The organism is Burkholderiales bacterium (genome assembly GCA_035560005.1).
Taxonomy (GTDB): domain Bacteria; phylum Pseudomonadota; class Gammaproteobacteria; order Burkholderiales; family Eutrophovitaceae; genus DASRFY01.
This window is the reverse complement of sequence record DATMAN010000103.1, coordinates 13,424-35,234: the sequence shown is the minus strand read 5'-3', so window position 1 is coordinate 35,234 and position 21,811 is coordinate 13,424. Positions and strand designations below refer to the sequence as shown.

Below are 21,811 nucleotides of genomic sequence, written 5' to 3'. Positions count from 1 at the left end.
GGGAACAGATCAGCTCGCGCGGCGCATCGCCCCGCCCATCTCGGCCTGGCCGCCGCCCCGGCTGATCGGATGGCTCAACTGCTCCGGCACCGGCAGGTGCAGCGTCCGATACAGTTGGGACAGCTTCTCGCGGTACAGTTGGTCGAAGCTGATCACGGTTTCGGCGGGATTGTAGTCGCCGAACCACCAGAACCAGTCCGACCCTTCGCAGACGGCGAGCTGGATGGCGGCCGACTCGGCTTCTTCCGCGGACAGGCGGCCACCGGCGCACACCATGTCGTAGCCCTGCTTCGCGGTGCAAAGCAGGTTCCAGGCGAGATTCTTCTCGGGCGAACCGATCCAGGTGGCGAGGTTTCCATAGACCCAGCTTCCGCTGACCACTTCGGCCAGCGCGCCGGTGCGCTGCCGCCGCTGCGTCTCGGGCAACGCCGCCAGCGCATCGAGATAGGCCGATGGCGTCCATGTTCTGATGTGCGGGTGTTTTTCCAGCGCCTCGTACAGCTCGTCGAGGAAATAGTAGCCGTTGTAGGGATAGAACTCCCAGGCGTTCTCTCCATCCAGGATCACCGCGACCAGCGGTGTTTCGCCCTCCCGCGCGTGGCTGCGGATCGCATCGAGCTGCCCGACGAAGTGCGCGACCGCGTCGCGGCCGTGCCAGCGCGAGTACTCGAAACCGATCAGGTCGGACAGCCGGTCGTCGCGGAAAAAACAGTAGATCTCCTGCCCCGCGCGGCCGACACGGTACGGCCGGTAGAGAAATTCCTGGCGCGGTGGTACCGCGCCCTGCAGGCGCCGGAGGCTGTTCGCCAGCACCCCTTCGCCGCTCGCCGTCCATTGCAGGCCCGCTGCCGCGAGCATCTGCAGGAAGTCGGTCGAGATCGCGCCTTCGGACGGCCACAAGCCACGCGGTGGCGCCCCGAAGCGCTGCTCGTGGCTGCGCAGCGCGCGTTCGATATGCCAGCGCAGGCGGCTGCGGCCGGCCGGATAGCGGTCCGCATCGGGCAGCGGCAGGTCCGGCTGCGCTTCGCGTGCGGCGCGCAGATCCAGCAGCAGGGGTCCGATCGGGTGCGCATAAGGACTGGCGGTGAGCTCGACCTGTCCGCTTTGGGCGAGCTTGCGGTAGCGGGGCACAACGCCGGAGACGAGCTGGCCGATCAGTTCGAACAGCGCGCGCCGGTCCTGCGCGGAGAACCGCTCGCCTTTGGCCATGAGCTGCGGCACCAGGTCGCTCGTGCGGCGCACTGTCTCCCCCATCCACGACAGGTGATACCAGGTCAGCAGGTCGCCCAGATAGTCGGAGGACAGATAGTGCGCCGGGTCGGCACCGCGCTCGCGGGCAAAGGTGAACAGATCGTGAAGCCGCTTGTAGGACGCGAACGGCTCGATCATCTTGTGGTGGTTGGCCAGAAAACAGCGCTGCAGGATCAGTTGCCGCTCGCCGGGCGAAAGCGTCTTCAGATCCTCGCGCGCGAGCAACCGCAACAGCGGATCGCGCACATCCTTCCGCCCGAACTGGGCGGCGTAGTCCTCGATCTGGTCGAGCAGGAGCGGCACCAGGTTGACCGCGGCGTGCATGCCGGAGTGGCGTTCGAGATGGGCCGCCATGTCGGTGTAGTCCTTGATGGCGTGCAGGTACACCCACGGCAGCGCGAACTCTCCGGTGCGCGGGTCGCGGAAGTCCGGCTGGTGCATATGCCACAGCAGGATCAGGTCGAGATTCTTTTCGGTGGTCATTCGCAGGATCCAGGTCGCGGCGCGGGCGCGAGCACGCGCTGTTTGCGCCACCCGGGGGCGTGTCGGGGCGCGGTCAACGCTGGTGCACGGCGGTCTGGCCGAGCATCTCCGGGGTGATCAGCGTGATGCCCTTGTCGGTGACGCAGAAGCGCGCGCGGTCGCGTTCCGGATCCACGCCGATCTGCATGCCGGCCGGCAGCACGCAGCGCTTGTCGATCACGCAACGCTTCAACACGCAGTGACGGTTGACCGTGACCTCCGGCAGGATCACCGAGTCCTCGATGGTGCAGAAGCTGTGCACCCGCACACTGGAGAACAGCAGCGAGCGCTTGACCTGCGAGCCGCTGATCAGGCAACCCCCGGAGACCACCGAGTCCACCGCCATGCCGCGCCTGCCTTCGTCGTCGAACACGAACTTGGCGGGCGGAAGCTGCTCCTGATAGGTCCAGATGGGCCAGTCGCGGTCGTACATGTTCAGGTCCGGAGTCACTCGCGTGAGGTCGATGTTCGCCTCCCAGTACGCGTCCACCGTTCCGACGTCGCGCCAGTAGGGCGCCTTGCCCGGCTCCTTGACGCAGCTGTCGGAGAAGCGATGCGCGTAGACCCGGCAGCGCGGGACGGCGTAGGGAATCAGGTCCTTGCCGAAATCGTGACTGGACGCCGGGTTGTCGGCGTCGCGCTGCAACTGTTCGTAGAGGAAGGCCGCGTTAAACACGTAGATGCCCATCGAGGCGAGCGCGCGCGACGGGTCGTCGGGCAGGGGCGCGGGATTGTCCGGCTTTTCCTGGAAGCTGATCACGCGCAGTTCCTCGTTCACGCCCATGATGCCGAACTCCCGCCCCTCGGCGAGCGGCACTTCCAGGCAGCCGATGGTCATGTCGGCCTGCATGGCGACGTGGTAGGCCAGCATCTTCCCGTAGTCCATCTTGTACACGTGGTCGCCGGCGAGGATCAGGATGTATTCCGGATCATACGAGCGGATGATGTCGAGGTTCTGGTACACCGCGTCGGCCGTGCCCCGGTACCAGTTCTCCTGCGGCGTGCGCTGGGACGCGGGCAGGATGTCGAGCAGCGAATCGAAGCGCCCGTCGAGAAAACTCCAGCCGCGGTGCAGATGGCGGATCAGGCTGTGCGACTTGTACTGCGTGGCCACGCCGATGCGGCGAATGCCGGAGTTGATGCAGTTGGATAGCGGGAAATCGACGATCCTGAACTTGCCGCCGAACGGCACAGCCGGTTTGGCGCGCCAGTCCGTGAGGTTCTTCAACCGGCTGCCGCGCCCGCCCGCCAACACCAGCGCGTAGGTGCTGCGGGTGATGAGGCTGACGAAGCGCTGAGTGGGATCGACGGCGTCGACGTTGATTTTCACGTGGTCCCTGCGTAACCGAGATTCGTTTGCTGGCTCGCCCGTTGCCCGCCGAAGCAATCTTCGGAAGCGGGCACTCATTGACGAGCGCCGGCAGACGTTCGCCCGTCCTTATAATAGGCGTCCCGCGCGCCTCCCGTCACGCGCTCAGCGCAACCGACCTCTTTCCTTGACGACCGCATACGCAGCCGATCCTGATGTTCAGGCGCTTGCCGGTGCCCGCATCCACAATGCCCACCGCGCCCTGGGCCTGCATCGGCACGGCGACACGTACCGCCTGCGCGTCATCCGGCCCGCAGCGCAAGCGGTCTGGGTGCGCGGCTCGAACGGCTTCGAGCCCCTGCGCCGGGTGCACGAGGCCGGCATCTTCGAGTGGCGTGGTTCCGCGGCGCTGCCCAGACCAGTACGGCTCAAGGCGATCGAACGCGGGCGCGAACAGGAGTTCTTCGATCCGTATTCCTTTGCGCCCGCCATCGGCGCGGACGATCTGTATTTGTTCAACGAGGGCACCTTGCACCAGGCCTACCGGGTGCTCGGCAGTCACCGGCAGGTGCGCGAGGGCGTGGCCGGCGTGCGCTTCGCCGTGTGGGCACCGAACGCCGAGCGGGTGAGCGTGGTGGGCGACTTCAACGACTGGGACGGCCGAGCACATCCCATGACCGTGCACGGCTCCAGCGGCGTGTGGGAGGTGTTCATTCCCGGCGTGGAGCCGGGCGCGCTCTACAAGTACGAGATCCGCAGCCGCCCGAGCGGGGAACTGCTGCTGAAAACCGACCCCTACGCTCAGGCCTACGAGCTGCGTCCGGGAACTGCGGCCCGCGCGGCCGCCGGGGGAAACCATTCCTGGCGCGACGGCGCCTGGATGGAGGCGCGCAGGCATTGGGACTGGCTGCACGCGCCGATCAACATCTACGAAGTGCATTGCGGCTCCTGGCGCCGGCATCCCGACGGCCGGTTCTATACCTATACCGAGCTGGCCGCAGCCCTCATTCCCTACGTCAAGGAGCAGGGGTTCACGCACATCGAACTGCTGCCCGTCTCGGAGCATCCGCTGGATCAGTCCTGGGGCTACCAGACGACCGGCTACTTCGCGGCCACCAGCCGCTATGGCAGCCCGGATGAGCTGCGCGCGTTCGTCGACGCCTGCCACCAGGCGGGCCTCGGCGTGCTGCTCGACTGGGTGCCGGCGCACTTCCCGACCGACGCGTTTGCTCTGGCGCGCTTTGACGGCACCGCGCTCTACGAGCATGAAGACCCGCGCAAAGGCCTGCACCAGGACTGGGGCACGCATATCTTCAACTACGGGCGCAAGGAGGTCCGCTCCTTCCTGCTGTCCAGCGCGCACTACTGGCTCTCGGAGTTCCATGCCGACGGATTGCGGGTCGACGCCGTGGCTTCGATGCTCTACCTCGATTACTCGCGCAGGCCGGGCGAATGGGTGCCGAACCCGTTCGGCGGGCGCGAGAATCTGGAGGCGATCGACTTCCTGCGCGAAATGAACGTGATGGTCCACCGCGAGTTCCCGGGAGCGCTCACGGTCGCGGAGGAATCCACCGCGTGGCCCATGGTATCGCGGCCGACCTACGTGGGCGGCCTGGGCTTCTCGATCAAGTGGAACATGGGCTGGATGAACGACACGCTGCGTTACTTCTCGCGCGATCCGATCCATCGCCGCTTCCACCACAACGAGTTGACTTTCGGGCAGCTCTACGCCTACAGCGAGAATTTCCTGCTGCCGCTGTCGCACGACGAAGTGGTGCACGGCAAGCGTTCGCTGCTCGACAAGATGCCCGGAGACGTCTGGCAGAAATTCGCCAACCTGCGCCTGCTGTTCACCTGTCAGTTCACCACGCCGGGCAAGAAGCTCAACTTCATGGGCAACGAGTTCGCCCAGGGCCGCGAATGGAGCGTGGAGCGCGAACTGGACTGGGGGCTGCTCGGCATCGACTGGCATCGCGGCGTGCAGCTTTGCGTGCGCGACCTGTCACGGCTGTATCACGACATCGCCGCGTTGCACGACAACGAGTTCGAGCCCTCCGGCTTTGCCTGGGTGGATTGCCACGACGCGGACCAGTCGATTCTGGTCTACGAGCGGCACGCGCGCGACGGCGATTTCGTGGTCGTGGCGCTGAATTTCACGCCGGTGCCGCGCCACGGATATCGCATCGGCGTGCCGCAGGCGGGCCTGTACCGGGAAGTCTTCAACAGCGATTCGGCCTATTACTGCGGAGGTAACGTCGGCAACGGCGAGGTGCACAGCGAAGCGGTGCCCTGGATGGGCCGGCAGTGCTCGATCGGCATCGTGATCCCGCCGCTTGCGGGGATCATCTTGCGCAAGGCCGGCTGAACCGTGCGGCAGCGTGGAACCGGGCCCGCCGAAGCAGGCCGGAGCGAGTCGACGGCCGGGCACGCCTTGCGGTGGGCGCTTCGCGTCGCCCCGCGGCCTTCGGTCCCTCCCGCTGATTCTGCGGTCCGCGAACGCGGTCAACGATGACGGCCGCCAATCAACCCGCGCTCAAAGTGCTCTTCGCGACCTCCGAAGTGGCCCCGCTCGTCAAGACCGGAGGGCTGGCCGATGTGGCGGGAGCGCTGCCGGCGGCGCTCGTCGCGCTCGGCGTCGACGTGCGCGTGCTGGTTCCGGGTTACTCCCAGGTGCTCGACGCGCTGAGCACCAAGGGCCGCGTGGCCAACCTTCCGGCGCTGCCGGGGTTGCCGCCGGCACAGTTGCTGGGCGCCAAGCTGCCGTCCGGCGTGCCGCTGCTGGTGATCGACTGCGCGATCTATCGGCGCGCGGGCGGTCCCTATCAGGATGCCGCGGGCAACGACTGGCCCGACAACGACCTGCGGTTCGGTCTGTTGTCTTATGTCGCGGCGTTGCTGGCCACGGCGCTGTCGCCCTATCCGTGGCGGCCGGACATCCTGCACTGCAACGACTGGCAGACCGGCCTGGCGCCGGTCTATCTGCGCTACGTCGAAGGCCCCAAAGCCCGATCGCTCATCACGATTCACAACCTGGCCTACCAGGGCATTTTCCCGCCCGAGACCACGGCGAAGCTCGGGCTGCCGCCGCAGGCGTTCGCCATCGACGGCGTGGAGTTCTACGGCAACCTGTCGTTCCTGAAGGGCGGCTTGCAGGCGGCCGATCGCATCACCACGGTGAGCCCGAGCTACGCCGAGGAAATTCAGCGCGAGCCGCTGGGAATGGGCATGGAAGGAGTGCTCGCGCACCGGCGCGATGTGCTGGTCGGCATCCTGAACGGGATCGACACCGATGCCTGGGACCCGGACAACGATCCGTATATCGAGCGCTATTACAACGCGAGCCGCCTGGCGTTCAAGGAAGACAACCGCAGGGCCCTGAGGGCGCGGATGGGGCTGGAACAGGATCCGGAAACTCCCCTGTTCGGGACCGTGGGGCGCATGACCTATCAGAAGGGGCTCGACATCCTCGCTGAGGTGGCGCCGCAACTGATCAGGATTCCCGCCCAGCTCGTGGTGCTGGGCAGCGGCGAGGCCACGTTGCAAAGCCGCTTCCAGGCCCTCGCCCAGTCTCATCCCGGAAAGATCGCGGTGCAGATCGGTTTCGACGAAGGCCTTTCGCATCAGATCGAAGCGGGCGCCGACATCTTCGTCATGCCTTCGCGTTACGAACCCTCGGGCCTGAACCAGATGTACAGCCAGCGCTATGGAACGCCGCCGGTGGTGCACGCGACCGGAGGGCTGAAGGATTCGGTGATCGACGCCACGCCCGAGAACCTGAGCCGAAAGCTGGCTACCGGGTTCGTGTTCTCGCCGCTTTCGGCGGACACGCTGCTGGCGGCCTGCCGGCGCGCCGCCGAGCTGTATCGCAACAAGCGGCTGTGGCGGCAGATCCAGAAGGCGGGCATGGCGCGCGACTTTTCCTGGGCGGCGAGCGCGCGCGAATACCTCGCGCTGTACCGGGATCTCGCGGGCTAATTTTCCCGTCCGGGATTACAATCGTGCCTTCCATTTTCCCGAAGCGGGCGACCGGGAGCCTTCGATCAGTTGCTGCGGCCTGGGCCGCCTGATCCAAGGTCCCCCCCAGAATGCAGCAATACCGGATGGAGGTTGCGCAATGATCGGAGATCGGATCGAAGTCAACATCGCCGGCGGGCTCGATATCCCGCTGCCGCGCATGGTTCACGTGCGCCAGAAGTTCAAGACCCCGAAACTGGACAGCGTGACCCGGGCGGTAGTCGAGCAGTTCCAGCGGCCCGAGGTGCGCAACAAGGTCAAGCCCGGCATGACTGTGGCGGTCGGTTGCGGCTCGCGCGGGATCAACAACATCGCCGAATGCGCCAAGGCCGTGATCGGCGAACTGAAGGCATTGGGCGCGCGGCCGTTCATCTTCCCCGCGATGGGCTCGCACGGCGGCGCAACCGCGGAAGGCCAGCGCGAAGTCCTGGAGAGCTACGGCATCACCGAGAGCTTCGTGGGCTGCCCGATCCGCTCCAGCATGGACGTGGTGGAGCTGGGCAAGCTCGAAGACGGCATGCCGGTCTATATCGACAAGCACGCGGCGGAAGCCGACGCGATCGCGGTCATTGCGCGGGTCAAGCCGCATACCAACTTCCGCGCTCCGATCGAATCGGGCATCGTGAAGATGCTCACGATCGGCATGGGCAAGATCGCCGGTGCGACGACGCTGCACACCTACGGCATGGACATGTTCGGGGAGCTGCTGCCCAGGACCGCGCGGTTCATCATGAGCAGGAAAAACGTCCTGTTCGGCGTGGCGATGGTCGAGAACGCCGCCGACGAGACCGCGTTGATTGAGATCGTGCCGGGCGAACAGGTGCTCGAGCGCGAGCCGGCGCTGCTCGCCAAGGCCAAGGAACTGATGCCGCGCCTGCAGTTCGACGAGATCGACGTGCTGGTCGTGGAGCGCATCGGCAAGAACATTTCCGGCTCCGGAATGGATCCGAACATCACCGGCCGCAACTGCCGCTTCATCCAGTGGGAGATGAAGCCCTACGTCAAGAAGATCGTGGTCCTGGGTCTGACGCCGGAGACGCACGGCAACGCGACCGGGCTGGGCGCGGCCGACGTCATCACCATGCGGCTGTACCGGGAAATGGACATCGCCAAGACCTACACCAACATCATCACCTCCACCTATCTCGACGGCGGCGCGATCCCGATGATCATGAACACCGACGAGGAGGCCATCAAGCTGGCGGCTAAGACGGTGGTGCGGATGAAGCCGCAGGACACGAAGATCGTGCGCATCGCGAACACGCTCGAGATCGTGGACATCCAGGTCTCCGAGCCGCTGCTGAAGTACGTCAAGGCCAATCCCTCGCTGTTCGAGATCGTCGGCGAGCCCGAGCCGTTCAAGTTCGACGCCCGCGGCAACCTCTACCCGATGCTGGCCAGGGCGCAGCAGCCGGCACACGCGTAATTTTCGAATGGGCGGCCGCGCGGCGGCCGCTGCGGGATGCCCGTATGCACTTTCATCTGGACGCGCTGGGCGGCGTAGCCGGCGACATGTTCATCGCGGCGGTGCTGGACGCGTTTCCGCAGCTGCGCGAGGGCATGTTCGCGGCGATCCGCGCCGCCGGCGTGCCTGCCGACATCGAACTGTCGGTGGTCGGGCACGCCGATGATGCGCTGACCGGCGCGCGTTTCGTGGTCGAGGAAGGCGCTCACCGCGGTGCGGCGCGCCACCGCCATACGGCGTTCCGCGAGATCCGCGCCATGCTCGAGCGGGCGCCGCTCGATCCGGCCGTAGGCCGGCGCGCGGTGGAGATTTTCACGATGCTCGCCGAAGTGGAAGGCAGGGTCCATGGTGTGCCGGCCGACGAAGTGAGCTTCCACGAGCTGGGCGAATGGGACTCGATCGCCGACATCGTCGGCGCGGCCTATCTGATCGAGCAGCTTCAGCCTGCGACCTGGTCGGTGGGCCCGCTCCCGCAGGGCAGCGGCGGCATCGAAACCGCGCACGGCTGGCTGCCGGTACCCACTCCGGCCACCGTCCTTCTGCTGGAGGGCTTCGAGCTGGTGCAGGATGAAATCGCCGGAGAGCGGGTCACCCCGACCGGCGCCGCCATCCTGCGCCATCTTCGGGCCAATGTTGCGCGCGATCGGGCTTCGCGCAGGCTCGTGGCCAGCGGAACCGGGTTCGGCGCCAAGCGCTTTCCCGGACTGTCCAATTGCCTGCGATTGCTCGCCTTCGAGGAGACGCGCAGGCTCACCGACAGCGACCGCGTGGCCCAGCTCGCGTTCGAAGTGGACGATCAGACCCCCGAAGATCTCGCAATCGCGCTCGACAGGCTCCGGGCGCATCCCTGCGTGCTCGACGTGCTGCAGCTTCCGGCGTTCGGCAAAAAAGGCCGTGTCGCCGCGCACATCCAGATCCTCGCCGACCCGGACGAGGTGGAGCAGGTCATCGAAGCGTGCTTCACCGAGACCACCACGCTGGGCGTGCGCTACCAGATCCTGGAGCGCCGGAAGCTCAAGCGCAGCCAGCGGACGGTGGAGGCGGCGGGGCGCAAGATCCGCGTCAAGGTCGCGCAGCGGCCGCAGGCGCCCACGGCCAAGGCCGAGGCCGACGATCTGCTCAACCTGAGCGGCGGGAAGTCGGAACGCGAGCGCCTGCGCCGCGCGGCCGAGTCGGCAGCGCTGGACGAGGACGAGTAATGGATCAGTGCAGCGGGCGATCCCTCGGCGAGGTGCTCGACGCCATGGAGCGCGTCGCCGTGGCCGTCAGCGGCGGCGTGGACAGTCTGACGCTGGCGGTCTTCGCCCACCGGCGGCTCGGGGGGCGGGTCGAAGCGTTCCACGCGGTTTCGCCGGCGGTGCCGGAGGACGCGACGGCGCGCGTGCGGCTGCTGGCGCAGCGCGAGGGCTGGCGTCTGCATGTCATCGACGCCCACGAATTCGAAGATCCGAACTATCGGGCGAATCCGCTCGAGCGCTGCTTCTACTGCAAGACCAATCTCTATTCGACCATTGCGCCACACACCACCGCGCAGATCGTCTCCGGCACCAACCTCGACGATCTCGGGGAGTACCGTCCCGGCCTGGAAGCGGCCAGGCGCTATTCGGTGCGCCACCCGTTCGTGGAGGCCGGGCTCGACAAGCGCGCGGTGCGCGCGCTGGCCCGCGACCTGGGACTGGGTGAGATCGCCGAGTTGCCCGCCTCGCCTTGCCTGTCCAGCCGGATCGAGACCGGAATCACGATCGACCCGAAGGTGCTCGCGCTCGTGAACCGGGCGGAAAGGCTGATCGCCGATGTGCTCGCGCCGCAGATCGTGCGTTGCCGCGTGCGTGCCAACGGCGTGGTGATCGAACTGGACCAGGCGCGGCTCGCTGCCCTGGACGCGGGGCAGCGCGAGGAACTGGGCGCGCGGATAGGCGCGCTCTTTCGTGGCGCCGGCTTCGACCACGAAGTCTCGTTCGCGCCTTATCGTGTCGGCAGTGCCTTCCTTCACCGCGCGACGCCCGTCTGATGACGCTGCACAAGGACGTGATGCTCGACTTCGCCCGGGAGGCCCGTACCGGGCTGAACGAGGCGATTTTCTGCGCCGGCAAGACCGTCGGCCACATCGAGGAGATCCTGCGCCAGGTGCAGGCGCGTGGCGCGCACGTGCTGCTGACCCGTCTGTCCGCCGAGCAGCACGCGCTGCTGCCCGAAGCGCTGCGGGCTCGCACCGACTACTGCCCGATCTCGCGCACCGGATTCTTCGGTGGGACGCACGAAGCCGCTGCCACCACGTCGGTGGCCGTAGTGGCGGCGGGGACGTCCGATGTTCACGTGGCGCGCGAGGCGGCGCGCACCCTGCGTTACTACGGCGAGCCCGCCGTGGAGATCACCGACGTCGGCGTGGCCGGGTTGTGGCGCCTGCTGGAGCGCGTCGAGGAAATCCGCAGGATGAGGGTCGTGATCGCGGTCGCCGGGATGGATGCGGCGCTGCCGACCGTGATCGGTGGTCTGGTGTCCGCGCCGGTGATCGGCGTTCCCACCTCGGTGGGCTATGGCGCGGCGGAAGGCGGGAACACGGCGCTCAAGGCGATGCTCGCGAGCTGCGCGCCGGGGCTGCTGGTCACCAACATCGACAACGGCTACGGCGCCGCCTGCGCCGCGTTGCGCATTCTTCGCGGTTTGGCGAAGCAGCCCTGAGCGGCGAAGGGCCAGGGAAAACAGCGCGAACCGTCCTTCAAGCAAGCAGCACGGCGAGAATGCCGGTGACGAAGATGCCGTCGAAGGAACCCGCGCCGCCGATCGACGCGACCGGTGCGCCGAGTCTGCGGATGTCCTTCAAGCGCAGCAGGTCCGCTCCGATCAGCACGCCCAGCGTTCCACCGATATAAGCCAGCGGCGCGCGCGTCTCGGGCGCGCCGATCACGGCTGCGATGGCCGCAGCGGCGATCGGCGCGATCAGGATCGGCATGCCGATTCCGAGACCGCGGATGGGCCGGCTGATCACGTGGGCCACCGCGGACACGACGGTCACGCAGACGAGCACGGGACCGGCGCCCACCGGACGGTTCATGAGCAGATATAGACAAAAGGCGATCGGAACGATCGCGCCTCCGACGTTCACCGCGACGATGGTCTTTCCCGGAATGCCGAACGGCCGCACACGAAGCCACGCGGGCGGCTGAAGCCGCGGGTCCGGAGTGATTTCCATGTCGACGGTGAACAGCGGCAGGTTCACGAGGCTGCCGGCCAGCGTGGTCATGAGCAGCAGGTAGGCCGAATGCTCGGAAAGCCCCAGCTTCTCGAAGGCGACGGTGAGCACCTGGAACTGCACCAGCAGCACCAGCGTGGCCAGCGCGACGACCAGGACGAGGAAATGGAGGGGGGATCTGAACATGCGGGCTGCGGCTGCGCGAAAGATGGTGCGGCCCGCTGGCCGGTCTTGCAAGCGGAAAAACGAAGCCCGGCGGACGCCGGGCTTCGCCGCGCGCTGCTCGAGCGCTTTGCGCTACTTCAGGTCGCCGGCTACTGCATCGAGCGCAGCCTGTGCGCAGATGCCATCCTGTTCCGCAGTGGCGCCCGACACACCGATCGAGCCGATGTGAACGCCGCCGGCGGTCTTGATCGGCAGTCCTCCTTCGAAGGTGACGATGCCCGGAACGTGGGCGATTCCCGGCACGCGGCTCGCGGCGATCTCGCCGATCTGCTTCGTGGAGAACGGGAATCCCGCCGAGGTCTCGGCCTTGAGCAGCGCGATGTCGATGCTCTTCAGGAAAGCATCGTCCATGCGCACGAAATGCTTCAGGTTGCCGCCCGCATCCAGGATGGCGATGTTCATCTTCCAGCCTTCCTGCCTCGCCTTGGCTTCGCACGCGGCCGCCATCTTCTTGGCGACGTCGAGCGTCAGGACCGGACGCATTTCGAGCGCTGAAGCCGAAGCCGACACGAACAGGGCGGCAGCCGACAGCGACAGAAGGGTCGTTCTCATGGGTCTTCTTCCTTTCCTGGATGATTGAGAGAGATTGCGGATCGACGGGCGAATGCCGCCCGGCCGCCGCGAGCGGTCGGAGGCAGCCGTCGATAGAGGAATTGGTCAGGCGGCCGCGGGCAAAGTTTCCCGGCGCCGGCGCGGCTTTAGAACACCGGGTGCCAGCCGCCCTCGCGGTAGTACACGGTATCCGGGGGACCACCGACCGGGCCGTCGTCGATGCCGTCGTGGTCGAACGCGGGCAGGCGATCGACGGCCTGGTCGCGCATGGCACGCCGCTTCAGGACGAAGGGCGAGACGGTGTGGATCATCCGATAGGCGTCGGCGGGGAACTTGCGCAGTTCTTCTGCCTTGTCGGCGGCGCCACCCCAGTAAACGACGATGCTCATGTCGTCGTCCTTGAGGCAAAGCACGGCGACGTCCTGCTGGCCGGCCCGGGCGAACCGGCCGCGGATGGCGTTGTGCACGCCATCCCTTTTGGTGAACATCGGTATCCGGCAGCCGCGTCTCTCAAGGTCCGCGCGGATCGGCCCGCTGACTCCGCGAATCTGGCGCGGCTGCAGAATCCTGAGGTCGGGCCAGTCCATTTTCGCGTCTTCCAAGTTGTGCTGGGCCTGGGCGACGGCGCTTGCAGCGATCGCCATGATCGACAGCAGACAGAGCATGCGGGCGGCTTGGGCGGTTTCGAAAACGCCGCCAGTGTAACCCGCACTGCCGGCGGCGCCGCAGCCGGCTCAGTCGCGCGTCGCGCTGAACACGTAGTCGCGATCCTTCTGTGCGGCGTGGCAGCCGAAACAGGCCTGTGCCGCATTGGCACCGACCGCCCGCTCGGTGCGGCTGTCGCCCTTGAAGCCTTCGAAGCCCCAACCACCGGTGTCGCGGTATTTGCGGCTGTCCTTGTACATGACGCCGAGCACCTTGCGTGGTCCCTCGGTCACCGCGTTGTCTTGCGATCTGGCTTCGAGCAGGTCGAAGACGATGACCGATCCATCCGGGAACTTGCCGCTGCGGTAGCCGGCCAGCGCCTTCTTGTTGGCGTACAGATGGTGGACGCCGCCGAACGCGTCGTAGAGCGGGTGACCCGGATTGATCACCATGCTCTTGACATGGCGCCAGTCGCGGTAGCCCTCCGGGTAGGGTACGGGCGGCGCATCGGCCGCCTGCGCGAGGCCGGGTATCAGGAAACAGAGCGCCAGCCGGAATGATCTCATTTCGAGTCTCCTTGTAGAATCGCCGCTGCGACAAGCTATCACGGCGAGTCGCGGGAGCAAGTACGCACAATCCGGAGCGGTACTTACCTTCCGGTGCATCTTCATGCAGACGTTGACGAAAAGAATCTCGCGCGGCGGACCCCGGGTCTCGGCGATGGTCGAGGACATCGTGGGGTGCAAATGGTCGCTGCATGTCCTCGGACTGGTCAGGCGCGGCGTGCGTCGTCCGGGGGCGATGCAGAAGAGCGTGGAAGGGCTGACCACCAAGGTGCTCAACGAGCGTCTGCGCAAACTCATGCGCTTCGGCATCCTGGAGAAGCGCGCCTACCCCGAGATCCCGCCGCGCGTGGAGTATCACCTGACGTCGTTCGGGCGACGCTTCACCCGGCTGCTCGACGACATCGAGCGGCTGCAGGCCGGTCTGGACGAGGAGCAGCGCTGAGACCGAGCGCCGCCACCGAGCGGTTCTCTTGCCGGGCCGCAAACTATGCGCGCTACCGGCCGGCCTATCCGGCAGCGGCGCTGGAACACTTGCGCGGACGCTGCGGCCTCCGCCCGGGTTCGGTCGTGGCCGACGCGGGTTCGGGCACCGGCCTGCTGACCCGGCAGTTGCTCGATCTCGGCTGTCAGGTGTTTGCCATCGAGCCCAACGCGTCAATGCGCCAGGCGGCCGAAGCGCGCCTCGCGAACGACCCGCGGTTCGTGAGTGTGGCCGCCGCAGCCGAGGCCACCGGTCTGCCCGGGGGCAGCGTGGATCTGGTTGCGGCGGCACAGGCCTTTCACTGGTTCGATCGCGCGCGAGCGCGGATGGAGTTCCGGCGCATTCTCAAGCCGCCAGGATGGGTGGCGCTGCTGTGGAACTACCGCATACCGGATGCCACGCCGTTCCTGCGCGGCTACGAAGCATTGCTGCGAAACTATTGCCCGGACTATAGCGAGATCCTGGATCGGGATCGACACCGCCGGGATGTCGAGGAGTTCTTCGGCGGCGGCGTCACGGTCGCAACGTTCGACAACCCGCAGGAACTCGACTGGTCCGGCTTGGAAGGGCGGCATCTGTCGCAGTCCTATGTGCCGCTGAAAGGGCCTTGCTTTGGGCCGATGATGCGCGAGCTGCGGCAATTGTTCGATACGCACCACGCGGCGGGCCGCGTCGTGTTCGAGCACGAGACCCGCGTCTATCTGGGAACGCTGTAAGACAGAAGAGCGGAACACGCAGGCACCAAGAGAAGAATCGAATCGCACTACCGCAACGAGCCCCGGGCCGAATGCCGGGATGCACCGGGAAGGCCGAAGGCTTCCCATTACACCCAGCGTTGCGTGTCTGATCGTCGTGCGCTTTCTTCGTGCCTGCGTGTTTCGATCCGGGTTGGGGCGCGGCTTCAGAGCCAGCGCATCATTCCCATCTCGAAGGGGTGGGTGAGCAACTCGTGGTGCGGGTAGACACGGATCCGGTACTCCAGCCTGCCGCACAGCTCCGGCTGCAGCTCGAGCGCGTAGCGGTATTCACCCTGCTCGGTGTGCATGCCGGTCGCCTCGAAGCGGTAGGCTCGCTCCTTGTGCTGTTCGTCGGCGGGGCGCGAGATCAGCAGCTCGACGGCGACGTCCTCGGGCCTCAGTCCATCCAGGTTTACCGCGACCTCGAAGCGTAGCGAATCGCCGAAGGACATCCTCTTGGGCGCTGAATCGAGACGCCGGAGCGATACTTTCGGCCAGGCGCGGCGCACCCGCGCCTTCCACTCGGCGATCCTGCGGGCGCCTTCGAAGGCGGACTCGGCATAGCGCCGACCTTGGCGCGCGGCCGGGAGATAGAAGCGGGAGACGTACTCGTTCACCATGCGAATGGAGTTGAAGCGCGGCAACAGCGAAGCCATCGAGCGCTTCGCCATGCGCACCCACTCGACCGAGTAACCGGTGTCCGAGCGCTTGTAGTAGAGCGGGATCACCTGGTCCTGCAGCAGCTCGTAAAGCGTGCGGCTCTCCTCGAAGTTGCGCCGCGCTTCGTCGAGGCGCTCCGAGACCGGCTTGATCGCCCAGCCGTTGGTGCCGTCGTAGCCTTCCTCCCACCACCCGTCGAGCACGGAAAGATTGATCACGCCGTTGATGCCGGCCTTCATTCCCGAGGTTCCGCTCGCTTCCATGGGGTAGAGCGGATTGTTCAGCCACACATCCACGCCCCGGACCAAGCGCCGCGCCAGGCGCAGGTCGTAGTCTTCGATGACCAGCAGCTTGCCTTCGAACTCGGGCATCTTGCAGACCTGCGTGAGGCGACGGATCAGGTCCTGTCCCGGCGTGTCCGCGGGATGGGCCTTGCCCGCAAACAGGAACAGAACCGGCCTCGCCGGGTCCTCGACGATCTGCCGCAACCAGTCGAGGTTCTCGAACAGCAGCAGCGCGCGCTTGTAGGTGGCGAAGCGGCGCGCAAAACCGATGGTGAGGATGTTCGGATTGGCGGGATCGGCCAGCCGCAGCAGCCGGTCCAGGTGCGCCTCCGAGCCCCGGTTGCGGAAATGCTGGCGGGTGACCCGGTGGCGCACCAGGTGCAGCATCTGTGTCTTCAGCGACTGGCGAATGCTCCAGAACAGGTGGTCCGGCATCTGCTCGATCTGATGCCAATAGGCTTGATCGAGCATGCGCGAGGGCCAGTCAAAGCCGAGAACCTTTTCGAACTGGTCGGCCCAGTCCGGCGCCAGGAAAGTCGGTACGTGGACTCCGTTGGTCACGTGGCCGATCGGGTTTTCCTCCGGGTCGAGCTCCGGCCACAGCGGCGCGCAGATCCGCGACGAAACGCTCCCATGCACCCGCGAGACCCCGTTCTGGAAGCGCGAGCCGCGGATTGCCAGCGCCGTCATGTTGAATTCATGGCTCTGACCCACGCGTCCGAACGCCATCAGGTCGCCCACGGGCAGGCCCAGGTCTTTCTCCACGTGACCGAGGTAGGTGCGGATGGTTTGTTCGTCGAAATGGTCGTGCCCGGCCGGCACCGGGGTATGGGTTGTAAACACCGTATTGGCGGCCACCGCTTCCAGCGCTGCATCGAAAGCCAATCCCTGCTGGACGAGGGCCCGCGCGCGCTCGAGAATCAAGAAGGCGGGATGCCCTTCGTTGATGTGCCAGACGGTGGGTTTGAGTCCGATCGCCCCGAGCGCCCGGACGCCGCCGATGCCGAGGACGATCTCCTGCTCGATACGCGTTTTGCGATCGCCACCATAGAGCCTGTGCGTGATATTGCGGTCCTCGGCGCTGTTGTCTTCGTGATCGGTGTCGAGCAGATAGATCGTGACGTGACCTACGTGCACCTTCCATACCCGAACCTGCACGTTGCGCCCCGGCAGCTCGACCTGGATCTGCAGTTGTGTGGACTGGTCTTCCAGAACCACCGGACTGACTGGAAGGTCGTCGAAGTCGGAGTCGGCATACAGCGCGTTCTGATTGCCTTCGCTGTCGATGGTCTGGTGGAAGTAACCCTGACGGTAGAGCAGTCCCACGCCGATGAACGGCAGCCGCATGTCGCTCGCCGACTTGCAGTGGTCTCCGGCAAGAATGCCCAGACCCCCGGAATAGATCGGCAGACTCTCGTGAAAGCCGAACTCCGCACAGAAGTAGGCGACCAGATCGGTCTGCCGCAGCCATTCGGAGCCGTTACGCCGCAACGGCTCGCCGTGATAGGTATCGTAGGCGGAGAGCGCGCGATTGTAGTTGCCCAGGAAGACTGGGTCGTCGGCGGCGTCGATCAGCTTCTGTTCGTCGACCCGCTTCAGAAACGCCTTGGGGTTGTGACCGACCGCCGACCAAAGCGACGTGTCCAGCCGCGCAAACAGGGTACGCGTGGCGTGATCCCAGCTGTACCACAGGTTGCCGGCCAACTCCTCCAGCCGCCGGAGGCGGCGCGGGATGCGCGGATTGACTTCGATCTGAAAAACGGTCCCTCTTGCCATAGTGTCTTGAATTATCTAGAACTCCGGCGTTGCGGGAAAGGCCGACGCGGTCCGCTTCGGTCCTGTCCCGCCACGAGGCTCGCATGCGCGGGGCTGCCCGCTCGCGTTCGGCGAGCGCTCCACGCCTGAACGAACGAGGGTGCCGGCGCGGCTGCCGTCTACAAGACGTAACGGGCGAGGTCTTCGCGGGCCGCCAGCTCCTTCAACCGGGCGTCGACGTAAGCAGCGTCGATGACGACGGTGCCTGCGCTCGGGCGCCCGGCGTCGAAAGAGACTTCCTCGAGCAGCTTCTCCATCACCGTGTAGAGCCGGCGCGCGCCGATGTTCTCGGTCTTCTCGTTGACTTCCCAGGCGATCTCGGCCAGGCGGCGGATGCCGTCGGGGCGAAAATCGAGCTTTACGCCCTCGGTTTCCAGCAGCGCTTCGTATTGGCGGGTCAGACAGGCGTCGGTCGAAGTCAGAATCCGCTCGAAGTCGTTCACCGTAAGGCTCGACAGTTCCACCCGGATGGGGAAGCGACCCTGCAGCTCCGGGATGAGGTCCGAGGGTTTGGAGAGGTGGAAGGCACCGCTGCCGATGAACAGGATGTGGTCGGTGCGCACCATGCCGTACTTGGTCGACACCGTGGTGCCCTCGACCAGCGGCAGCAGGTCGCGCTGGACGCCCTGGCGGGAAACTTCCGCGCCATGCACTTCCTGGCGGCTGGTGATCTTGTCGATCTCGTCGATGAAGACGATGCCGTTCTGTTCGGCGAGCGCCAATGCGCGCAGCTTGATCTCCTCGTCGTTGATCAGTTTGGCGGCTTCTTCTTCTGCAAGCAGCTGGAACGCTTCGCGGATTTTCAGCTTGCGTCGCCGTTTGCGGGCGCCGCCCAGGTTCTGGAACATGCTCTGGATCTGGGCAGTGAGTTCTTCCATCCCCGGCGGCGCCAGAATCTCCATCTGCGCCTGCACGGTGGCCACGTCGATCTCGATCTCCTTGTCGTCCAGCTCGCCTTCGCGCAGTTTCTTGCGGAACTTCTGCCGGGTGGACGAGTCGACCGCGCTTTCCGCAGCGCCGAAGCCAGTGTCCCGCGCCGGCGGCAGAAGGATGTCCAGAATCCTTTCTTCCGCAAGTTCTTCGGCGCGGTGCCGCACCTTGCGGGTTTCCTTCTCCCGCGTCTGTTTCACCGCGATCTCGACCAGGTCACGGATGATCGTGTCCACGTCCTTGCCGACGTAGCCCACTTCGGTGAACTTGGTCGCTTCGACCTTGATGAACGGGGCGTCCGCCAGCCGCGCGAGCCGGCGCGCGATCTCGGTCTTGCCCACGCCGGTCGGACCGATCATCAGGATGTTCTTCGGCGTGATCTCCTGGCGTAGAGGCTCGGCGACCTGAAGCCGGCGCCAGCGGTTGCGCAGCGCGATCGCCACGGCGCGCTTGGCCTTGTCCTGGCCGACGATGTGCTTATCCAGTTCGTGGACGATTTCCTGTGGAGTCATTGAAGACATGGGATTCGCGAGGCGCAAGGCGAGCGGCGCGAGGACAGGGGACAGCACGGGTAACCGGAACCTCCTACCCGCGACCCCTCACTGCCGCTTCCTCAGCACGCCTTTACTCGAGCACTTCAATCACATGATTCTGGTTGGTGTAGATGCAGATATCGCCCGCGATCGTGAGCGCCCTCTTGACGATCTCGCGCGGCGCGAGATCGCTGTTCTCCAGCAGCGCGCGGGCCGCGGCCTGGGCGTAGGGGCCGCCGCTGCCGATGGCCACCAGCCCCTGCTCGGGCTCGACCACGTCGCCGTTGCCGGAGATGATGAGCGAGGACTCGCGGTCGGCGACCGCCAGCATCGCTTCCAGACGCCGCAGGATCCGGTCGGTTCGCCAGTCCTTGGCCAGTTCCACCGCCGAGCGCAGCAGGTTGCCCTGATGCTTGTCGAGCTTCGCTTCGAAGCGTTCGAACAGGGTGAAGGCGTCGGCCGTGCCGCCGGCGAAGCCGGCCAGCACGCTGTCATTGTGCAGCCGCCGGACCTTGCGGGCCGAAGCTTTCAATACCACGTTGCCCAGCGTGACCTGTCCGTCGCCGCCCAGCGCGACCTGGCGACCGCGTCGGACCGACAGAATGGTTGTGCCGTGAAAAGTGTCGTTCATGTCCGGGTGCGCAACGGTTCTACGGATCGATCAGCGAAGCATGCGCGTCGATTCCCAGTGCCCGCAGCAAAGCGCCGATGAGGCGATTGGGCTTGAGCAAGCGCACGATCTTGCCGAGGCCACTCAGCGCCCGCACGGTATCGCGCAGCGCCGCGGCGGCGCCGGGGTCGATGCGGCTCGTCCGGGCGAGATCGATGTTGACGTACTTTCTGCCCTGAGCGAAGCGCCGCAGCCCCGCCAGTTGCGGATCGTTCGCGCCGCAGATCTCGCCTTGCAGATGCACCACTTCCGGTCCATCGTAGCGCGGTTCATCGCGGCGCTCCTCCGGTATCCGCTGCCGTACGACCGGCACGAGGAGCGGTTCCCATTGGGGCGGCTCGACTTCGACCGCCAGCGCATACTCCAGGGCGGTATTTTCGAACGCCTTCTGCCGTCCTTGCACCCGGTACAGGTCGAGCAGGAGGCGCCAGCAGGGTGCGGCCTTCGGCGTCGCATCCAGTGCGGCGCAGCAGGCGCTCGAGCCGCGCGGTTCCGCTGACGAGCACACCGGTGCCGCCGGAGACGGCGGCTTGCAGTTGCCGCGACAAAAGTGCACAGCCTTGCGGGGTCAAGCGATCGACTCTGCTCGCGTCCACGTGCACGACGCTCTGCGTTTGCGCCGCACGCCCGATCGCCTCGATCTGCGCCGCCGATGGCTCGCCCAGTTCGCCGCGGAGCGCGCAATAGCCCGCTTCGCCCCGGCGCAGTAGCGCCGGCAGATCGCGCGGCAGCTCGTCGTCCGGGAGATAGTCCGGCGCCGGCTTGCCGAAGATCGCGCCGTAGCGCTCTCCGAGCGCGTCGAAATCCGCCCAGCGTTCCTGCACGCGGTAGAGATCGAACAGGATCAGCCACGGCAGCGCAGAGGTCGCGTCCGCGAGCGGCTCGCCGACGGCGCGCAGCAGGATCTCTTCGGCTTGCGCGGCGCGCCCATCGGCGTAGGCCATCGCCGCCTCCTGCGCTTCGCGGGCGAGACGGCGCCTCACCTCTGAACCTTCGACCTTGCCGGGAGTCATCGAGCGCGCGAAAGGGAGGGAGACCCGCCGCAGCGAGCGGGCCGGTGCGCAAGAATAGCTACAGCGGCGTGCCCAAGCAAGCCGCGGCGATCCGCGCCCGCAGTGCCTGGACGCAATCCGCGGATCAGCGCAACGGCGCGGCCGGCGCGGATCTCTCCAGGCTGCTCGCGATGATCGCGATCAGCGCCATGGCCCACACGATCACCGGACCGGTCGGCAGATCGGTCAGCACCGAAGCGACAATGCCCAGACCGTAGCCGAGCGCGCCGATCGCATAGGCCTTCAGCAGCCGATGCGTCTGCGCGTTGCGCATCGCCAGTGCGGGGATGATGAGGCTGGAGAACACGAGGTAGATCCCGACGAGCTGGACCGAGGCGGTGACCGCCAGCCCGAACAGGCCGTAGAAGCCGATGCGGCCGATGCGCTCTTCGCCCAGACCGAACCAGACCAGGCAAATGGCGGCCGTGAGGATCGCAACCACGGTCAGCTGCTCGGTGCCCACCCAGAGGATCTGACCGACCAGCATGTCGCGCAGATACTCGCCGCCGTGAGGATTTCCGGCGAGCAGCAGGATTTCCAGGGTGGCGGCCAGCACGAACACCGAGCCGATGATCGCTTCCTGCGCTTGCGGCCAGCGCTTGTCGGTCCAGGTGAGCAAGGCTGCACCCAGCAGCGCCGCGCTCAAAGCGGAGAGCTGCACGGCGAAGCCGCGCGGCTCGAAGCCGAGCAGGTCGGCTGCGATCACGCCCACGCCGGCGATCTGCGCGATCGCGATGTCGATGAACACGATGCCGCGCGCGAGCACCTGCATGCCCAGCGGCACGTGGGTCGCTGTCACCAGCAGACCGGCGAGCAGCGCCGGAATCAGGATGCTCAGCTCCAGTTCAGCCATTCGAGGGCCGGATTCGACACCATGAGGGCACAGGACACCGCGAAAGCCTGTAAG

At 66.3% G+C, this 21,811-nt stretch carries 20 protein-coding genes; 8 read left to right on the top strand and 12 right to left on the bottom strand.

Translation table 11 applies throughout. The features are described from left to right. Window positions 1-9 precede the first annotated feature (9 nt). The gene (locus tag VNM24_17365; protein HWQ40351.1) at window positions 10-1,734 is read right to left on the bottom strand and encodes a glycoside hydrolase family 57 protein; all 1,725 of its coding nucleotides are present in this window, start codon (window positions 1,732-1,734) and stop codon (window positions 10-12) included. A gap of 73 nt (window positions 1,735-1,807) precedes the next feature. Continuing rightward, window positions 1,808-3,103: a glucose-1-phosphate adenylyltransferase gene (gene glgC, locus VNM24_17360; protein ID HWQ40350.1), complete on the bottom strand. Its 1,296-nt coding sequence runs from the start codon at window positions 3,101-3,103 to the stop codon at window positions 1,808-1,810. Window positions 3,104-3,269: 166 nt separating this feature from the next. Here glgC and glgB point away from each other — a divergent pair, with 166 nt between their 5' ends. The 6 genes from glgB to larB all read left to right on the top strand — a co-directional run bounded on the left by glgB (window position 3,270) and on the right by larB (window position 11,243). Beyond that, window positions 3,270-5,447, top strand: a complete 2,178-nt coding sequence (glgB, locus tag VNM24_17355; protein ID HWQ40349.1) for a 1,4-alpha-glucan branching protein GlgB — start codon at window positions 3,270-3,272, stop codon at window positions 5,445-5,447. Between the two features lie 143 nt (window positions 5,448-5,590). Continuing rightward, on the top strand, window positions 5,591-7,057 hold the full coding sequence (gene glgA, locus VNM24_17350; GenBank protein HWQ40348.1) for a glycogen synthase GlgA: 1,467 nt from the start codon (window positions 5,591-5,593) through the stop codon (window positions 7,055-7,057). A 139-nt stretch (window positions 7,058-7,196) separates the two neighbouring features. Further along, complete coding sequence (locus tag VNM24_17345; GenBank protein ID HWQ40347.1) at window positions 7,197-8,522, top strand: lactate racemase domain-containing protein; 1,326 nt, start codon at window positions 7,197-7,199, stop codon at window positions 8,520-8,522. A gap of 44 nt (window positions 8,523-8,566) precedes the next feature. Further along, window positions 8,567-9,760: a LarC family nickel insertion protein gene (locus VNM24_17340; GenBank protein HWQ40346.1), complete on the top strand. Its 1,194-nt coding sequence runs from the start codon at window positions 8,567-8,569 to the stop codon at window positions 9,758-9,760. Next, window positions 9,760-10,572: a hypothetical protein gene (locus VNM24_17335; protein HWQ40345.1), complete on the top strand. Its 813-nt coding sequence runs from the start codon at window positions 9,760-9,762 to the stop codon at window positions 10,570-10,572. The genes VNM24_17340 and VNM24_17335 overlap by 1 nt, the downstream gene beginning before the upstream one ends. Further along, entirely contained in the window at window positions 10,572-11,243 is a 672-nt protein-coding gene (gene larB, locus VNM24_17330; protein ID HWQ40344.1) for a nickel pincer cofactor biosynthesis protein LarB, read from the top strand. Before VNM24_17335 ends, larB begins: the two co-directional genes overlap by 1 nt. A gap of 37 nt (window positions 11,244-11,280) precedes the next feature. On the opposite strand, the gene VNM24_17325 is transcribed toward larB, so the two are convergent. The 4 genes from VNM24_17325 to VNM24_17310 form a co-directional block, all read right to left on the bottom strand. Then, window positions 11,281-11,940, bottom strand: a complete 660-nt coding sequence (locus tag VNM24_17325; GenBank protein HWQ40343.1) for a DUF1614 domain-containing protein — start codon at window positions 11,938-11,940, stop codon at window positions 11,281-11,283. A 111-nt stretch (window positions 11,941-12,051) separates the two neighbouring features. Next, entirely contained in the window at window positions 12,052-12,531 is a 480-nt protein-coding gene (locus VNM24_17320; GenBank protein ID HWQ40342.1) for a heme-binding protein, read from the bottom strand. Window positions 12,532-12,677: 146 nt separating this feature from the next. Beyond that, window positions 12,678-13,196: a hypothetical protein gene (locus tag VNM24_17315; GenBank protein HWQ40341.1), complete on the bottom strand. Its 519-nt coding sequence runs from the start codon at window positions 13,194-13,196 to the stop codon at window positions 12,678-12,680. A 69-nt stretch (window positions 13,197-13,265) separates the two neighbouring features. Continuing rightward, on the bottom strand, window positions 13,266-13,742 hold the full coding sequence (locus tag VNM24_17310) for a cytochrome P460 family protein (GenBank protein ID HWQ40340.1): 477 nt from the start codon (window positions 13,740-13,742) through the stop codon (window positions 13,266-13,268). Window positions 13,743-13,845: 103 nt separating this feature from the next. On the opposite strand from VNM24_17310, the gene VNM24_17305 reads away from it, so the two are divergent. Both VNM24_17305 and VNM24_17300 read left to right on the top strand, forming a co-directional pair. Further along, on the top strand, window positions 13,846-14,184 hold the full coding sequence (locus VNM24_17305; GenBank protein ID HWQ40339.1) for a helix-turn-helix domain-containing protein: 339 nt from the start codon (window positions 13,846-13,848) through the stop codon (window positions 14,182-14,184). A gap of 125 nt (window positions 14,185-14,309) precedes the next feature. Beyond that, window positions 14,310-14,939, top strand: coding sequence for a class I SAM-dependent methyltransferase (locus VNM24_17300; protein HWQ40338.1), 630 nt, complete (start codon window positions 14,310-14,312; stop codon window positions 14,937-14,939). A 185-nt stretch (window positions 14,940-15,124) separates the two neighbouring features. Here VNM24_17300 and glgP read toward each other — a convergent pair whose 3' ends face one another. From glgP to VNM24_17270, 6 genes are all read right to left on the bottom strand, one after another. Next, on the bottom strand, window positions 15,125-17,680 hold the full coding sequence (gene glgP / locus VNM24_17295; GenBank protein ID HWQ40337.1) for an alpha-glucan family phosphorylase: 2,556 nt from the start codon (window positions 17,678-17,680) through the stop codon (window positions 15,125-15,127). A 158-nt stretch (window positions 17,681-17,838) separates the two neighbouring features. Further along, window positions 17,839-19,170, bottom strand: coding sequence for an ATP-dependent protease ATPase subunit HslU (gene hslU / locus VNM24_17290; protein ID HWQ40336.1), 1,332 nt, complete (start codon window positions 19,168-19,170; stop codon window positions 17,839-17,841). A 103-nt stretch (window positions 19,171-19,273) separates the two neighbouring features. Next, window positions 19,274-19,813 (bottom strand): ATP-dependent protease subunit HslV, encoded by a 540-nt coding sequence (hslV, locus tag VNM24_17285; GenBank protein HWQ40335.1) that lies wholly within the window; start codon window positions 19,811-19,813, stop codon window positions 19,274-19,276. Between the two features lie 19 nt (window positions 19,814-19,832). Then, the gene (locus VNM24_17280) at window positions 19,833-20,165 is read right to left on the bottom strand and encodes a hypothetical protein (GenBank protein HWQ40334.1); all 333 of its coding nucleotides are present in this window, start codon (window positions 20,163-20,165) and stop codon (window positions 19,833-19,835) included. Then, the gene (locus tag VNM24_17275; protein ID HWQ40333.1) at window positions 20,122-20,796 is read right to left on the bottom strand and encodes a hypothetical protein; all 675 of its coding nucleotides are present in this window, start codon (window positions 20,794-20,796) and stop codon (window positions 20,122-20,124) included. The genes VNM24_17280 and VNM24_17275 overlap by 44 nt, the downstream gene beginning before the upstream one ends. A gap of 193 nt (window positions 20,797-20,989) precedes the next feature. Next, on the bottom strand, window positions 20,990-21,757 hold the full coding sequence (locus tag VNM24_17270) for a metal ABC transporter permease (GenBank protein ID HWQ40332.1): 768 nt from the start codon (window positions 21,755-21,757) through the stop codon (window positions 20,990-20,992). Window positions 21,758-21,811 lie beyond the last annotated feature (54 nt).

Excerpts from the sequence above, each read along its gene's own strand:
- VNM24_17365 (HWQ40351.1), bottom strand. The coding sequence starts at position 1,734 with ATGACCACCGAAAAGAATCTCGACCTGATCCTGCTGTGGCATATGCAC.
- glgA (HWQ40348.1), top strand. The coding sequence starts at position 5,591 with ATGACGGCCGCCAATCAACCCGCGCTCAAAGTGCTCTTCGCGACCTCC.
- VNM24_17345 (HWQ40347.1), top strand. The coding sequence starts at position 7,197 with ATGATCGGAGATCGGATCGAAGTCAACATCGCCGGCGGGCTCGATATC.
- VNM24_17340 (HWQ40346.1), top strand. The coding sequence starts at position 8,567 with ATGCACTTTCATCTGGACGCGCTGGGCGGCGTAGCCGGCGACATGTTC.
- VNM24_17335 (HWQ40345.1), top strand. The coding sequence starts at position 9,760 with ATGGATCAGTGCAGCGGGCGATCCCTCGGCGAGGTGCTCGACGCCATG.
- larB (HWQ40344.1), top strand. The coding sequence starts at position 10,572 with ATGACGCTGCACAAGGACGTGATGCTCGACTTCGCCCGGGAGGCCCGT.
- VNM24_17325 (HWQ40343.1), bottom strand. The coding sequence starts at position 11,940 with ATGTTCAGATCCCCCCTCCATTTCCTCGTCCTGGTCGTCGCGCTGGCC.
- VNM24_17320 (HWQ40342.1), bottom strand. The coding sequence starts at position 12,531 with ATGAGAACGACCCTTCTGTCGCTGTCGGCTGCCGCCCTGTTCGTGTCG.
- VNM24_17315 (HWQ40341.1), bottom strand. The coding sequence starts at position 13,196 with ATGCTCTGTCTGCTGTCGATCATGGCGATCGCTGCAAGCGCCGTCGCC.
- VNM24_17310 (HWQ40340.1), bottom strand. The coding sequence starts at position 13,742 with ATGAGATCATTCCGGCTGGCGCTCTGTTTCCTGATACCCGGCCTCGCG.
- VNM24_17305 (HWQ40339.1), top strand. The coding sequence starts at position 13,846 with ATGCAGACGTTGACGAAAAGAATCTCGCGCGGCGGACCCCGGGTCTCG.
- glgP (HWQ40337.1), bottom strand. The coding sequence starts at position 17,680 with ATGGCAAGAGGGACCGTTTTTCAGATCGAAGTCAATCCGCGCATCCCG.
- hslU (HWQ40336.1), bottom strand. The coding sequence starts at position 19,170 with ATGTCTTCAATGACTCCACAGGAAATCGTCCACGAACTGGATAAGCAC.
- hslV (HWQ40335.1), bottom strand. The coding sequence starts at position 19,813 with ATGAACGACACTTTTCACGGCACAACCATTCTGTCGGTCCGACGCGGT.
- VNM24_17275 (HWQ40333.1), bottom strand. The coding sequence starts at position 20,796 with ATGGCCTACGCCGATGGGCGCGCCGCGCAAGCCGAAGAGATCCTGCTG.
- VNM24_17270 (HWQ40332.1), bottom strand. The coding sequence starts at position 21,757 with ATGGCTGAACTGGAGCTGAGCATCCTGATTCCGGCGCTGCTCGCCGGT.